This is a genomic window from Streptomyces sp. NPDC001514 (genome assembly GCF_053597075.1).
The window spans coordinates 1-14,542 of sequence record NZ_JBSFHO010000053.1 but is presented as its reverse complement, the minus strand read 5'-3'; the positions used below and the strand labels follow the sequence as shown (position 1 = coordinate 14,542).

Here is a 14,542-nt window from a genome sequence, read left to right as displayed (position 1 = left end):
TAGTCGGTGCGCTCCGACGGTAAATTGCGCATGACGGACGAATCGGGAGCGAGTGGCATGGGCAACTGGTTTTACCGCAACATCGTCGAGCCCGGAAAGCTCCCACTGCTCATCGCGCTCGCCTCGTTCGTGCTGACCTTCCTCATCACCCGGATGGTCACCCGGCTGATCCGGGCAGGGAAGGGGCCGTTCGGGAACGTCAAGTCCGGCGGACTGCACATCCACCACGTGGTGCCCGGCGTCGTCCTCACCGTGATCGGCGGCTTCGGGGCGGTCGCATCCGCCGAGCACACCGGCCCCGGCGCCATCGTCTTCGCGGTGATCTTCGGTATCGGCGCCGGGCTCGTCCTCGACGAGTTCGCGCTGATCCTCCACCTCGACGACGTCTACTGGACCGAGGCGGGCCGCAAGAGCGTCGAGGTCGTGGTGCTCACCGCGGCCCTGCTGCTGCTGATCCTCGCCGGGTTCGCACCGCTCGGCGTCAACGACCTGACCGAGGACGAGCGGGACGACCGCCGGGTCTTCCTGCTCACCCTCGCCGTCAACTTCGGCTTCGTCCTGATCACCCTCTTCAAGGGCAAACTGCGGATGGCGGTCATCGGCATGCTCGTGCCGTTCATCGCAATCGTCGGCGCGATCCGGCTGGCCAGGCCCGCCTCGCCGTGGGCCAAACGCATCTACCGCCGCCGCCCGCGCTCCCGGGCGCGGGCGATCCTGCGCGCCTTCCGCCACGACAGGCGCTGGATCGGGCCGCGCAGGAAGTTTCAGGACCTGATCGGGGGCGCTCCGGACCGACTTCCGGCCGCCCGCGATCCCGGTCCCGGTCCTGGTCCCGGCCCCGGCCCTGGCCCTGGCCCCGGTCCCGGCTCGCGGTGAAGCCACTTCGTGCCGGCGCACACCGCCAGCACCGCGGCGATCGCCGCCAGATGCTCCTTGCCCGCCAGGTTGTTCTTGACCAGTATCTCGACGACCATGGCGACGATCACCAGGCCCGCCGTCAGCCGGGCGCGGTGGCGGTAGCAGGCATAGACCGCCAGGCCGACGACCGCCGCCGACGGGCCGGTGTCCATGACCCGCGCGTCCGTGGCCGGGAGCCCCAGCGGATGGTCCGGGCCGAGTGCGATGCCGATCCGCGCGTACGTCGTCCCGGCCAGCGTCGCCACGTAGGCGATCGCGAGCGTCCGGGGCCGGCCGAGACAGATCTCGGAGATCCCGAACACCAGCAGTATCTGGGCCAGCGCGCCCCACACCGGCAGATCGAGGGCCGGTACGAAGAGGGAGAGCGGGGTGCGGAGGAGCGCGAGCCAGAGCGGGTCGTCGGCCCGCACCGAGCCGATGGTCTGCACCGGTCGATAGCCCCAGGACTGGTTCTGCACCAGCTGGAAGAGACCGGTGAGACAGACCGCGGCGAGGGTCATCGGGACGGCCCGCCACTTCCTCGTCACGAGCGCCGTGCGGACGGTCGTGTACAGCGGCCCCCACTCGCGGCGCGCGAAGGCGCGCGCCCTCCTCACCGGCGGCCCTCGGCGAAAAGGCCGCTGCGCGGCAGGTCGGCGCTCACTGGGAAGAGCATGAAGCGCGGCTCCCGGATGGTCGGTACGTGGCGTCGGCGCGGTACGGCCTCAGCACGGGGCCCACCCCGCGCTCCGCGCCGCCACGTTCGAAGACCGGCCTGCACATCGCGAAGTTGAGCGACGCCCGAGTGATCCAGATCTCGCGGGCCGCCGCCCGCGCCCGGTGGTCAGTCCGCCACGCGCTCCGAGTCCTGCGAGCCCTCAGAGGACTCCGAGGACTCCGAGTCCGCCGTCTGCTCGGGCTGCTGCTCGGGACGCTCGGGCAGCTCCGCGGCGAGCGCGGCGGAAGCCTGAACGAGGGGAAGCGCGAGCAGCGCCCCGGTCCCTTCCCCGACGGTGACGCCGTGGTCGAGCAACGGGTTGAGCGCCATCCGGTCCAGCGCCTTGGTCTGCGCCGGCTCACCGCTGACCTGACCCGCCAGCCACCAGTCCGGGGCGCGGAACGCCGCACGCTGCGCGACGAGGGCACACGCCGCCGACACGACACCGTCCAGGATCACCGGCATCCGGCGCACCGCGGACTGCAGCAGAAAGCCCGTGGTCGCGGCGAGATCCGCACCGCCGACCGTGGCGAGCAGCTGGAGCTGGTCGCCCAGCACGGGCCGGGCGCGGCGCAGCGAGTCCCGGATCGCCGCGCACTTGCGCATCCACGCCAGATCGTCGATCCCGGCGCCGCCGCGGCCGGTCACCACCGAGGCGTCCGTACCGCACAGCGCGGCGATGAGCGTCGAGGCAGGGGTCGTGCCGCCGACGCTGAGATCGCCCAGGACCACGAGATCGGTGCCGGAGTCGGCCTCCTCGTCGGCGATCGCCATGCCCAGGCGTACGGCCTGCTCGGCCTCCTCCGCGGTGAGGGAGTCCTCGACGTCGATACGCCCGCTGCCGCGCCGCACCCGGTGGCGCACGACGTCCGCCGGGAGGAGCTCCGGGTCGCAGTCGAGCCCCGCGTCGACGATCCGCACGGGCACGTCCATTTGCCGGGCCAGCACCGCGACGGGGCTCTCACCCTCCAGGACGGCCCGCACCAGCTCGTACGCGCTCCCGGCCGGACGACCCGAGACCCCGAGCTCAGCGACCCCGTGGTCCCCGGCGAAGAGCACCACCCGCGGCCGCTCCACCGGCCTCACCGGCACGGCCCCCTGCGCGGCCGACAGCCACTCCCCGAGCTCGTCGAGCCGCCCCAGCGATCCGGGCGGCACGACCAGCCGCTCCCGGCGTTCCTCGGCATCGCGCCGCATACCGCTGTCGGGGCGCTCGATCAGATCGGAGAAGTCGTCGAGATTCAGCGAGCTCATTCGCCGAACAGTACCGGCAGTTCCGACCGCTGTCGGTCCCGGGCCGCCCTGCTGCGCGGGTGCCGCAGACCCTCAGCCGCGCAGCCGCAGGGCCTGGCCCGACACGACCAGGAGCAGGTGTTCGCACTCCGTCGCGAAGGCCGCGTTCAGACGCCCCAGTTCGTCGCGGAAGCGGCGCCCGGACGCGGTCGCCGGTACGACCCCGGAGCCGACCTCGTTCGTGACGGCGACGACCGTGCGACGCGTCGTGCGCAGGGCCGCGACGAGTTCCGCGGTGCGGCGGTGGAGCGCCTCGCGGCCCGTCGCCTCCCACAGCTCGTCGTCCCACGCGCCCACCCGGTCCATCGCGTCCGTCAGCCACAGGGCCAGACAGTCGATCAGCAGCGGCGGCCCGTCCTCCGCCAGGAGCGGTACGAGGTCGCAGGTCTCGACCGTCCGCCAGGAGTGCGGCCGGCGGTCACGGTGGGCCGCGACCCGGGCCGCCCACTCCGGGTCGTCGGCCCGGCTGCCGCTCGTCGCCACGTACACCACGTCGGGGAAGGACTCCAGCCGCCTCTCCGCCTCCAGCGACTTCCCGGACCGCGCCCCGCCCGTGACCAGCGTGCGGCGCGGCACGTCCGGTACGTCGTGGTACTCGCCCACGTACAGCGTCGTGCCGTCCGGCACCGCCCGGGCACCCGCCGCCGCGAGACGCCGCTCCAGCTCCGCGCCCGGCGGCACCTCGTGGTCGATGTGGACGGCGACGACCTCCGTCGTCGGGCCGACCGCCCCCGTCGCGCGCAGCCGTGCCAGCCCGTCGGGCCGTCCGACGACATCGGCGACGACCATGTCGTACGGCAGCGGCTCGTGCTGCGTCACCCCGGCCACGGCCCCGCCCGGCGGCAGATACAGCAGCCGTTCCCCGTCCGTCGAGGTCACCTCGTACCCCGTACCCGGCGAGTCCATCGCCACCGCCCGCACCCGGTGACCGCTGATCAGCGTCAACTCCTGGCCGTCCGGCACCCGGCCCGCCGCCGGCAGCCCCGCGGGCAGCTCCATCGCCGGCCCGCCGTGCGGATGCGTCAGCAGCACCTGCCGCACGCCGACGAGCGAATGCCCGGCACGGGCGGCTGCCAGTGCGGCCCCGGGCGTCAGGTCGAGCAGCAGCGCCCCGTCCACCAGGAGTGCGGTCGCGGCGCGCGCCTCCGCACCACGGGCGGCGGCGCAGACGGCGCAGGGGCAGTCGGGGCGGGGGAGCCCACTGGGGGCAGCCGTGCCGAGCAGAGTCAGTTCCACAGGAACGATCATCCCGCGTCGCCTCTGCCGGTGCGCGCCCGGCTACGCTGCGGGCAGCAACTGATCTGGGACCCGACATCCGGGAGGCGCACATGGCGTGGACGTGGCGGTTCGAGAAGTCCGACGGGACGGAGGTCCAGCCGGCCGTGGAGCCGGAGGAGTTCAGCACGCAGGGGGACGCCGAGTCGTGGATCGGTGAGGTCTGGAAGGAGCTGCTCGAGGGCGGCGCCGACCAGGTCTTCCTCTTCGAGGACGGCAGCCGGGTCTACGGACCCATGAGCCTGCACGCCGAAGAGGCCTGAGCGGTGGCCTGAGCACAGGCCTGGCAGTACCTGGCAGTACGAGGACGCGAGACCGTCGGGGACGGGTCCGTCAGCGGATCCGTCCCTGCACCCGCCGATCGGCAGCCGGCCACCGGTGGACCACTGGTCAGATCTCGCCCAGCGTCACCTTCACGGTCGCCCGTTTCCCCTCCCGCTCGTACGTCACCGCCACCTTCTCTCCCGGCTTCCTGGACGCCAGCGCCTCCGCGAGCGAGGTGATCGTGGTGATCTCGGCGTCCCCCACACCGGTGATGATGTCGTCGGCCCTGATCCCCGCCTTGTCCGCCGGGCCGCCCTCCACCACCTCGACCACCGCCACACCGGCCGGCCGGAGGTCGCCGCCCAGGACCGTGCGGCCCCGGATGCCGATCGCGGCCCGGCCCGAGTCCGTGACCTTCCCGTACCTGATGATCTGGTCGGCGACGGTCCTCACCAGCGACACCGGGATCGCGAAGCCGATCCCCGGCGCCGCGCTGCCGCCCAGCGTCGGGTCGATCGCGGCGAGCGTCGGAATGCCGATGACCTCGCTGTCCAGATTGACGAGCGCGCCCCCGCTGTTGCCCGGGTTGATCGCGGCCGACGTCTGCACCATGTTCGCGATCGTGGCCTCGGAGCCGTCACCCCGCCCGGCGCTCACCGTGCGGCCGACCGCCGAGACGATGCCCTGCGTCACGCTGCTGGACAGGCCGAGCGGGGAGCCCATCGCGAGCACGATGTGCCCGACCTCCACCCGCGCCGAGTTCCCGAACCTCGCCGGCTTCAGCCCGGCCGGAACGCTGTCGAGCCGGATGACCGCGAGATCCTGCTCCGGGTAGCCGGCGACCAGGCGGGCGGCCAGCGGCGTGCCGCCCGTGGCGACGGTGACCTCGAAGTCCTTCACGTTGTCGATCACATGGGCGTTGGTGACGATGTGGCCCTTGTCGTCGTAGACGACGCCGGAGCCGATGCTCTCGCCCGCCTGGATCTGGACGACCGACGGCAGCACGTTCCTGATCACGGTCTGGTAGTCGGTCTCCAGATCGCTCCCGGCCCTGGCGGCGGGCGCCGCGGCCTGCGTCGTCGACTCGGGTCGCGTCGACCCGGGCTGTGTCGACCCGGGCTGCGCGGGCGAGTCACGCGAACAGCCGACGACGAGTGCGGCGGCCGAGCAGGCCCCGGCCAGGAAGAGTGCGAGTCCGCGGGTGAGGGATGCGTCCATGCTCGGAGTGTCCCTTTTGCCCCGTCCTCGGGCCCTGTTATCGGCCCCCGATCCGGGGTCGGCCGCGCATGCAGCGTCGGCCTCGCGCAGGGTCGGCCGCGTACGCAGGTCGGGCCTCGCCGCCGGGTCCGGACGCCGGGTCAGCCCCGCACGCCGCACAGATGCAGGAGCGCGGCCACCGAACGGTACGGATCCGTCCGCCCGGCCCGGTCCTCCGCGGCCAGCAGGCGCTCGAGCTCGTCCGCGGCCGGCAGCTCCGCCTCGTTCGGGACGCCGTCCGTGAAGACCCGCACCCCGTACCAGGCGTGCAGCGGTGCCGCGATCCCCGCGAGGGTCGCCCTCAGCGAGGCCAGCCGGTCGGCGCGGACCGGCAGGCCGAGCCGGTTCGTGTACGCATCCGTGTCGAAGGCAGTCAGCGCCGCGGACCAGTCACCGGCCAGCCCCGGTCGCACGGCCAGCGCGTCCCCGTTCCGTACGAGCAGGGACAGCAGACCCCCGGGCGCCAGCATCCGGGCCAGGCCCGCGAGCATCGCGTCCCGGTCCTCGACGTACATCAGCACGCCGTGGCACAACACCACATCGAACGCCCCGGGCAGGAAGTGCACCCCGGTGTCCCGGCCGTCGCCCTCGATCATCCGGAACCGCTCACGGATGCCCGCGGGCTCGGTCTCCAGCGCTTCGCGGGCGACCTTCAGCATCTCGGGGTCGGACTCCAGGCCCGTCACGGTGTGCCCGGCACGCGCCAGGCGCAGCGCCTGGGTGCCCTGGCCCATGCCCACGTCGAGGATCCGCAGCCGTCGGCCCACCGGGAAGCGCCCGGCTATTTGCTCGTCGAGCTGGCGTGCGACGAGCTCCTGTCGAACGGTGTTGCGCAGTCCGCCCAGGCCTTCCAGCCAGGCCGCCGCAACGCCACCGAATCCGGAGACGTCGGTGCTCAGGGCCGCTCTCCGCGCTTGACCTGGGGCTTCGGCAGCCGCAGTCGGCGCATCTGGAGCGTGCGCATCAGGCCGTACGCCAGGGCGCCGCGCTTCGGCTCGTTCGGGAAGCGCTCGTTCAGCTGCTTCCTCAGACGGAACCAGATGCCGATCGAGTCGATCACGATCATCACGATGACGCCGAGCCACAGCAGCAGCGCGATGTTCTGCAGCTGCGGCATGCGGATCATGGAGAGCACCAGGATCACCACGGCGAGCGGCAGGAAGAACTCCGCGATGCAGAAGCGCGAGTCGACGTAGTCCCGCACGAAACGGCGGACCGGACCCTTGTCACGGGCGGGCAGGTAGCGCTCGTCGCCACCGGCCAGCGCCTCGCGCTGCTTGGCCAGGTCGGCGCGGCGGGCCTCGCGCTGGCGGCGCATGGCGTCCTTGCGGTCGGTGGGTGCCGACTGCGCACGGCGGCGCTGGGTCTGGGCCTCACTCCGCTTCGGGGTCGGGCGGCCCTTGGGGGCCTCGGGGTCGCGGGGCTGCTTGGAGAGGTCCGCCGTCACCTTGTCGGTGGGGGCCTTCTCTTCCTTGGAACGGCTACGGAACACAAAACCCAAGGGTACGGGGTGCCGCGCATGGACCCCAGCCCCCGGGGGAACGATCCGGCAACGGCGAGCGTCTGTACGAGGCAGAAGCAGGCCGAAAGCAGGCAGCAACAGGCACCGAATCCCCGCGGAACGGACGCAGGCGAGAAGCGGAAGGGAAGCGGACGAGGGGCGGACGGGAATCGGACGAGGGGGAGAAGAGGAGAGGAAGGGGAGCCGTCCCGGCTTTCCCTGACGATCACCTACTCCTTGCGCCGGATCGAAGCCGTCAGCAGCTCGTTCTTGGGGAGGAGCGCATCCGCGCTCGAACAGTGCGGTAATGGATGCAGGGCCCGTACTGTGGGTTCTGAGTAGCTGGAGCCACGTCCGTCAGAAGGGGGCGCGCGAAGCCCATGAGCGGTGTCATGAAGCGTATGGGGATGATCTTCCGCGCGAAGGCAAACAAGGCCCTTGACCGGGCCGAGGATCCGCGCGAGACCCTCGATTACTCGTACCAGAAGCAGCTGGAGCTGCTGCAGAAGGTGCGCCGCGGCGTCGCCGACGTGGCGACCTCCCGCAAGCGCCTCGAGCTGCAGCTGAACCAGCTCCAGGGCCAGTCCTCCAAGCTGGAGGACCAGGGCCGCAAGGCGCTGGCGCTCGGCCGCGAGGACCTGGCGCGCGAGGCGCTGTCCCGCCGCGCCGCCCTCCAGCAGCAGGTCACGGACCTGGAGACGCAGCACCAGACACTGCAGGGCGAGGAGGAGAAGCTGACGCTCGCCGCCCAGCGGCTGCAGGCCAAGGTGGATGCCTTCCGTACGAAGAAGGAGACCATCAAGGCCACGTACACGGCGGCGCAGGCGCAGACCCGGATCGGCGAGGCCTTCTCCGGCATCTCCGAGGAGATGGGCGACGTCGGTCTGGCGATCCAGCGCGCCGAGGACAAGACCGCTCAGCTGCAGGCCCGCGCGGGCGCGATCGACGAGCTCCTGGCCTCCGGGGCCCTGGACGACCCGACCGGCATGGCGAAGGACGACATCGCGGCCGAGCTGGACCGGATCTCCGGCGGCACGGACGTGGAACTGGAGCTGCAGCGCATGAAGGCCGAGCTGGCGGGCGGCAGCAGCTCCCAGCAGCAGGCCATCGAGGGCGGCAGCGGCTCGGCGCAGGACCAGGCACAGGCTCAGACCCCGCACAAGTTCGACAAGCAGTAGGGACGGCGCGTCATGATCGTACGGATCATGGGGGAGGGCCAGTGGAAGGTCGACGACTGCCACTTCGTCGAGCTGAACAAGCTGGACGACGAGCTGCTCGCCGAGATGGAGTCGGGTGATGGGGCCGGCTTCCGCCGCACTCTCGGCGCCCTGCTCGACGCGGTCCGCCGTTTCGGCGCGCCGCTCCCCGACGACTCGCTGGAGCCGTCGGAGCTGATCCTGCCGTCACCGGACGCGACGCTCGAAGAGGTCCGGGACATGCTCAGCGACGACGGCCTCATCCCGGGCTGACGCCCGCCCCCGCGGCCCGCGCCGGACCCTCCGGGCGCGGGCCGTTCGCGTGCGTGGCCGTGCCCGTGCCGGGTACCGCCCGGTGGGTCCGCGTGTCCGTCCTCGAACGCCGGACGGGCTGGGAACAGTCGGGCGGGCGGAGTGGGGAGCGGGACGCCGTACCGTTGCTTGTCGTGACCGCACCTCTGACCGGCAGCACCAGGCTTGCGCAGATCCGCGCCTGGCTGCGCGCGCACCCGCTCGCGCTGGACGCCGCCCTCGCGTTCGCCGTGCTCGTCTGCATGGTCATCGGGTCGTTCGCCGATCCGAACGGACCGCACGGGCGGCCGGCCTTCGGCACCCGTACCCCCGACGCCCGCAGCGTGCTGCTGATGCTCCTCGCGGCGGGAGCCCTGGTGTTCCGGCGGCGCCGACCGCTGATCGTGCTGGGCCTGACCGGGGCGTTCTCCGTCGTGGAGTTCGTCGCGGGCGATCCGCCCGCGCCCGTCGGGATATCCGCGGTGATCGCCGTCTTCACGGTCGCGTCCTGCACCGACCGGCCCACCACCTGGCGGGTCGGTCTGCTGACGATGACCGTGCTCACCGGCTCGGCGATGCTGTTCGGCTCGGCGCCCTGGTACAGCCAGGAGAACGTCGGGGTGTTCGCCTGGACCGGAATGGCGGCCGCCGCGGGCGATGCCGTACGCAGCCGCCGGGCCTTCATCGACGCCATACGGGAGCGCGCCGAGCGGGCCGAGCGCACCCGGGACGAGGAGGCGCGCCGCCGGGTCGCCGAGGAGCGGCTGCGGATCGCCCGCGACCTGCACGACGTGGTCGCCCATCACATCGCCCTGGTCAATGTGCAGGCCGGAGTCGCCGCGCATGTCATGGACAAGCGCCCCGACCAGGCCAAGGAGGCCCTCGCGCACGTACGGGAGGCAAGCCGCTCGGCACTGAACGAGCTGCGCGCCACCGTCGGCCTGCTGCGGCAGTCCGGCGACCCGGAAGCCCCGACCGAGCCCGCGCCCGGCCTCGCCGTACTCGACGAACTGCTGGACACCTTCCGCAACGCCGGGCTGCCGGTCGAGCTGGCCCGCACGGACCACGGCACGGACCTTCCGGCGGCCGTCGACCTCGCGGCGTACCGGATCATCCAGGAGGCGCTGACCAATGTGCAGAAGCACGCGGGGGCCGGCGCAAAGGCCGAGGTGAGCGTCGTACGGGTGGGGCGGACCGTCGAGGTCACGGTCCTCGACAACGGGGCACCCGACGCCACCCCGGCCACAGCCGAGGGCGCCGACAGCGGCGGCGGCCACGGCCTCATCGGCATGCGCGAGCGGGTCACCGCGCTCGGTGGCACCCTCACCGCGGGCCCCCGCTACGGCGGCGGCTTCCGCGTGCAGGCGATACTGCCGGTCAAGGCCCACGCGGAGGGGGACGACGCATGACGATCAGGGTGCTGCTCGCCGACGACCAGGCACTGCTGCGCAGCGCGTTCAAGGTGCTCGTGAACTCCGAGCCCGACATGGAGGTCGTGGGGGAGGCCGCGGACGGCGCGGAGGCCGTCGCACTGGCCCGCTCCGAGCAGGCCGACGTCGTCCTGATGGACATCCGTATGCCCGGTACGGACGGACTCGCCGCCACCCGCATGATCAGCGCCGACCCGGCGCTCACCGCCGTGCGGGTGGTGATGCTGACGACCTTCGAGGTGGACGAGTACGTCGTGCAGTCGCTGCGCGCCGGGGCCTCCGGCTTCCTCGGCAAGGGCGCGGAACCCGAGGAACTGCTCAATGCCATCCGTATCGCCGCGGCCGGCGAGGCGCTTCTGTCGCCCGTCGCGACCAAGGGCCTCATCGCCAAGTTCCTCGCACAGGGCGGCAGTTCGGACAGCGCCCAGGACTCGGGGGCGTACTCCGACCGGCTCGACGCCCTGACCGGCCGCGAACGCGAGGTGCTCGTCCTCGTCGCGGGCGGCCACTCCAACGACGAGATCGCTGGGCGGCTCGAGGTCAGCCCGCTCACCGTCAAGACGCACGTCAACCGCGCGATGGCCAAGCTCGGCGCCCGCGACCGGGCCCAACTGGTGGTTATTGCATATGAATCGGGCCTGGTACGTCCAAGGGCGGAGTAGGCCACGCCATCGGCGTACTCCAGGCGCGGTATGCGAGGGATAGATATTCGGACCTGGGGCCTACGGATCCGCCCTCTTGAGTGGCCGATCGTATAAGCGGGCACCTGACCCTGCCCGCTCCTGCGTAAGCCACAGAAGAGAGACCCCATGTCCTGGCTGTCCAGATTCAGCCTCGCGCAACGGGCCCTGATCGGGCTGATGTCGATCGTCGCGATCCTCTTCGGAGCGATCGCCATCCCGCAGCTCAAGCAGCAGCTGCTGCCCTCCATCGAACTGCCGATGGTGTCGGTGCTGGCCCCCTACCAGGGCGCGTCCCCCGATGTGGTCGAGAAGCAGGTCGTCGAACCGCTCGAGAACACCATCAAGGCCGTCGACGGCATCAAGGGCATCACCTCCACGGCGAGCGAGGGCAACGCCGTGATCATGGCCACGTTCGACTACGGGGACGAGGGCACCAAGCAGCTCGTCGCCGACGTCCAGCAGGCCGTCAACCGTGCCCGCGTCCAGCTCCCCGACGACGTCGACCCGCAGGTCGTCGCCGGTTCCACCGACGACATCCCGACCGTCGTCCTCGCCGTCAGCTCCGACAAGGACCAGCAGGCGCTCGCCGACCAGCTGGAGCGGACCGTCGTCCCGGCCCTGGAGGACATCGCGGGTGTCGGTCAGGTCACCGTCGACGGCGTCCAGGACCTCCAGGTCTCCGTCACCCCGGACGACAAGAAGCTCGCCGCGGCCGGGCTGAACACCATGTCCCTCGCCGAGGCGCTCAAGGCGGGCGGCGCGACGATCCCGGCCGGTTCCTTCTCCGAGGCGGGCAGCAGCCGTACGGTCCAGGTCGGCGGCGGCTTCACCTCGCTGAAGCAGATCGAGGACCTGCGCATCGCGCCCGCGTCCGCGAAGGGCGGCAAGCCCGGCAAGCCGGTCCGCATCGGCGACATCGCCACGGTGAAGCAGGAGGAGTCGCAGCGCGTCTCCATCACGCGTACGAACGGCAAGCCCAGCCTCGCCGTCATGGCCACGATGGACAAGGACGGCAGCGCCGTCGCGATCTCCGACGCGGTCAAGGACAAGCTGCCCGAGCTCCGCAAGGACCTCGGCTCCGGCGCGGAGCTCTCCGTCGTCTCCGACCAGGGCCCGGCCGTCTCCAAGTCGATCTCCGGCCTGACGACGGAGGGCGCGCTCGGTCTCCTCTTCGCCGTCATCATCATCCTGGTCTTCCTGGCCTCGATCCGCTCGACGCTCGTCACCGCGGTCTCCATCCCGCTGTCGGTCGTCCTCGCACTGATCGTGCTCTGGACCCGCGACCTGTCGCTCAACATGCTGACGCTGGGCGCGCTGACCATCGCCATCGGCCGGGTCGTCGACGACTCGATCGTGGTCCTGGAGAACATCAAGCGGCACCTCGGCTACGGCGAGGAGCGGCAGACCGCGATCCTCACCGCGGTGCGCGAGGTGGCGGGCGCCGTCACCTCGTCGACCCTGACCACGGTCGCCGTGTTCCTGCCGATCGGTCTGGTCGGCGGCATGGTGGGCGAGCTGTTCGGCTCGTTCAGCCTGACGGTCACCGCGGCGCTCCTGGCGTCCCTCCTCGTCTCGCTCACCGTTGTCCCCGTCCTGTCGTACTGGTTCCTGCGCGCCCCCAAGGCCGTACGGGACATCGACCCGGACGAGGCGCGCCGCAAGGCCGAGGAGAAGGAGGCCCGCAGCCTGCTGCAGCGGATGTACGTGCCGGTGCTGCGGTTCGCGACCCGTCGCCGTATCACCAGCGTAGTCCTCGCGCTCGTCGTGCTCTTCGGCACCTTCGGCATGGCCCCGCTCCTGAAGACGAACTTCTTCGACCAGGGCGAGCAGGAGGTCATGTCGATCAAGCAGGAGCTGAAGCCCGGCACCAGCCTGGAGGCCGCCGACGCCTCGGCGAAGAAGATCGAGAAGGTCCTCGGCGGAATCGACGAGATCAAGGACTACCAGGTCACCGTCGGCTCGTCCGGCTTCATGGCGGCCTTCGGCGGCGGCACCGGCGCCAATCAGGCCTCGTACCAGCTGACCCTCAAGGACTCGGCGTCCTACGAGAAGGCCCGCGACCGCATCGACGAGGAGCTGGGCAAGCTCGACGGCATCGGCGACACGACCATCGCGGCGGGCGACGGCTTCGGCAACCAGGACCTCAGCGTCGTGGTGAAGTCGGCCGACGCGGACACCCTGCGCAAGGCGTCCGAGCAGGTACGGGACGAGGTCGCGAAGCTCGACGACGTCACCGACGTCCAGAGTGACCTGTCCCAGTCCGTGCCGCGGATCTCGGTCAAGGCCAACGAGAAGGCGGCGGCGGCCGGCTTCAACGACGCGACCCTCGGTGCCGCGGTCGCCCAGGCGGTGCGCGGCACGCCGGCGGCCAAGGCGATCCTCGAGGACTCCGAGCGCGATGTCGTCATCACCTCGGCCGAGCCGGCGACGACGATGGCCGAGCTGAAGAAGCTGCCGCTGGGCCCGGTGAAGCTCGGCGACATCGCCGACGTGAAGCTGGTCCCCGGCCCGGTCTCGATGACGCGGATCGACGGCGCGCGCGCCGCGACGATCTCGGCGAAGCCGACCAGTGACAACACCGGCGCGGTGAGCGCGGAGCTCCAGACGAAGATCAACGCGCTGGACCTGCCCGAGGGCGCGACCGCCTCGATCGGCGGCGTCGGACAGGACCAGGAGGAGGCCTTCGGCTCGCTGGCCCTGGCGATGCTGGCGGCGATCGCGATCGTCTTCATGCTGCTGGTGGCGACGTTCCGCTCGCTCGTGCAGCCGCTGATCCTGCTGGTCTCCATCCCCTTCGCGGCGACGGGCGCGATCGGCCTGCTGGTGGCGACCGGCACGCCGATGGGCGTCCCGGCGATGATCGGCATGCTGATGCTGATCGGCATCGTGGTCACCAACGCGATCGTGCTGATCGACCTCATCAACCAGTACCGGGCCCAGGGCCTGGGCGTGGTCGAGGCGGTCGTCGAGGGCGGCCGCCACCGCCTCCGCCCGATCCTGATGACGGCCCTCGCGACGATCTTCGCGCTGCTGCCGATGGCGCTGGGCGTCACGGGCGAGGGCGGCTTCATCGCCCAGCCGCTCGCGGTGGTCGTGATCGGCGGTCTGGTGACGTCGACGCTGCTGACGCTGCTGCTGGTGCCGACGCTGTACGCGATGGTCGAACTCCGCAAGGAGCGGCGTCGCGCGAAGCGCGAGGCGAAGCGGGCGAAGAAGTCGGGGGCTGCGGCCCCGGATTCCCCGGCGCCGTCGGACGACCCGGACCCGCAGCCGGTCAACGCGTAACGCCTCCGGCGCACCTCCGCCGCCGCCCCCGGTACCGGCCCACCCGGCACCGGGGGCGGCGCGGTTTTCCGTGCGGACTCGCCAGGTGTGCCAGGTGTGCGGTGGGCCCGGTGCCACCCCCGGTTCCGGGCGCGCCCGGTGCCGTGACGGTGGGCCGGTGTGTCCGTCCTCAATCGCCGGACGGGCTGTGCGCGCCGGTACCGCGGGCGCGACCCGGGCGTCCGTCCTCAAGCGCCGGACGGGCTGGGGGGTCGGGGGTGCCCCGTGCCGGGTCGGTTGCCGTCCGGGTCCGCTCCGGGGCTCGTGTCCTGGACTGCGGTCCTCACCGCGCTTCGCGCGAGTTGCGGGCGCTTTTACGTCCCGAACACGACCCCTGCGCGTCCCCGGGCGTGGTGACCGGTGGGGGCTCGCCCCGGTGGGCGGGTTTGTGCCCACCCGTTCCGCCCTGCGGA

Annotated in this window: 13 protein-coding genes; 7 read left to right on the top strand and 6 right to left on the bottom strand. The window is 71.8% G+C overall.

The features are described from left to right. Positions 1-57 precede the first annotated feature (57 nt). Positions 58-876, top strand: coding sequence for a hypothetical protein (locus ACWCXB_RS34805; protein WP_450728203.1), 819 nt, complete (start codon positions 58-60; stop codon positions 874-876). On the opposite strand, the gene ACWCXB_RS34800 is transcribed toward ACWCXB_RS34805, so the two are convergent. The 3 genes from ACWCXB_RS34800 to ACWCXB_RS34790 all read right to left on the bottom strand — a co-directional run bounded on the left by ACWCXB_RS34800 (position 765) and on the right by ACWCXB_RS34790 (position 4,144). Then, positions 765-1,514: a hypothetical protein gene (locus ACWCXB_RS34800; RefSeq protein ID WP_450728201.1), complete on the bottom strand. Its 750-nt coding sequence runs from the start codon at positions 1,512-1,514 to the stop codon at positions 765-767. The genes ACWCXB_RS34805 and ACWCXB_RS34800 overlap by 112 nt on opposite strands. A 227-nt stretch (positions 1,515-1,741) precedes the next feature. Then, positions 1,742-2,869 (bottom strand): nicotinate-nucleotide--dimethylbenzimidazole phosphoribosyltransferase, encoded by a 1,128-nt coding sequence (gene cobT, locus ACWCXB_RS34795; protein ID WP_450728199.1) that lies wholly within the window; start codon positions 2,867-2,869, stop codon positions 1,742-1,744. Between the two features lie 72 nt (positions 2,870-2,941). Then, positions 2,942-4,144 (bottom strand): bifunctional adenosylcobinamide kinase/adenosylcobinamide-phosphate guanylyltransferase, encoded by a 1,203-nt coding sequence (locus tag ACWCXB_RS34790; RefSeq protein ID WP_450728197.1) that lies wholly within the window; start codon positions 4,142-4,144, stop codon positions 2,942-2,944. A 92-nt stretch (positions 4,145-4,236) separates the two neighbouring features. Between ACWCXB_RS34790 and ACWCXB_RS34785 the strand changes: the two genes are divergently transcribed. Continuing rightward, positions 4,237-4,446 (top strand): hypothetical protein, encoded by a 210-nt coding sequence (locus ACWCXB_RS34785; RefSeq protein WP_450728195.1) that lies wholly within the window; start codon positions 4,237-4,239, stop codon positions 4,444-4,446. 127 nt (positions 4,447-4,573) lie between these two features. On the opposite strand, the gene ACWCXB_RS34780 is transcribed toward ACWCXB_RS34785, so the two are convergent. The 3 genes from ACWCXB_RS34780 to ACWCXB_RS34770 form a co-directional block, all read right to left on the bottom strand. Beyond that, positions 4,574-5,665 (bottom strand): S1C family serine protease, encoded by a 1,092-nt coding sequence (locus tag ACWCXB_RS34780; protein WP_450728193.1) that lies wholly within the window; start codon positions 5,663-5,665, stop codon positions 4,574-4,576. A 140-nt stretch (positions 5,666-5,805) separates the two neighbouring features. Continuing rightward, complete coding sequence (locus ACWCXB_RS34775; protein ID WP_450728222.1) at positions 5,806-6,549, bottom strand: class I SAM-dependent methyltransferase; 744 nt, start codon at positions 6,547-6,549, stop codon at positions 5,806-5,808. A 50-nt stretch (positions 6,550-6,599) separates the two neighbouring features. Continuing rightward, the gene (locus ACWCXB_RS34770; protein WP_450728191.1) at positions 6,600-7,196 is read right to left on the bottom strand and encodes a DUF3043 domain-containing protein; all 597 of its coding nucleotides are present in this window, start codon (positions 7,194-7,196) and stop codon (positions 6,600-6,602) included. Positions 7,197-7,597: 401 nt separating this feature from the next. On the opposite strand from ACWCXB_RS34770, the gene ACWCXB_RS34765 reads away from it, so the two are divergent. The 5 genes from ACWCXB_RS34765 to ACWCXB_RS34745 all read left to right on the top strand — a co-directional run bounded on the left by ACWCXB_RS34765 (position 7,598) and on the right by ACWCXB_RS34745 (position 14,090). Beyond that, positions 7,598-8,383: a PspA/IM30 family protein gene (locus tag ACWCXB_RS34765; protein ID WP_450728189.1), complete on the top strand. Its 786-nt coding sequence runs from the start codon at positions 7,598-7,600 to the stop codon at positions 8,381-8,383. Between the two features lie 12 nt (positions 8,384-8,395). Then, positions 8,396-8,674 carry a PspA-associated protein PspAA gene (pspAA, locus tag ACWCXB_RS34760; RefSeq protein ID WP_450728187.1) on the top strand — a complete coding sequence of 93 codons (279 nt, stop codon included), beginning with the start codon at positions 8,396-8,398 and terminating at the stop codon, positions 8,672-8,674. Positions 8,675-8,847: 173 nt separating this feature from the next. Next, on the top strand, positions 8,848-10,101 hold the full coding sequence (locus tag ACWCXB_RS34755; protein ID WP_450728185.1) for a sensor histidine kinase: 1,254 nt from the start codon (positions 8,848-8,850) through the stop codon (positions 10,099-10,101). Then, positions 10,098-10,784, top strand: coding sequence for a response regulator (locus ACWCXB_RS34750; protein WP_450728183.1), 687 nt, complete (start codon positions 10,098-10,100; stop codon positions 10,782-10,784). Before ACWCXB_RS34755 ends, ACWCXB_RS34750 begins: the two co-directional genes overlap by 4 nt. A 147-nt stretch (positions 10,785-10,931) precedes the next feature. Next, positions 10,932-14,090 carry an efflux RND transporter permease subunit gene (locus tag ACWCXB_RS34745; protein ID WP_450728181.1) on the top strand — a complete coding sequence of 1,053 codons (3,159 nt, stop codon included), beginning with the start codon at positions 10,932-10,934 and terminating at the stop codon, positions 14,088-14,090. Positions 14,091-14,542 lie beyond the last annotated feature (452 nt).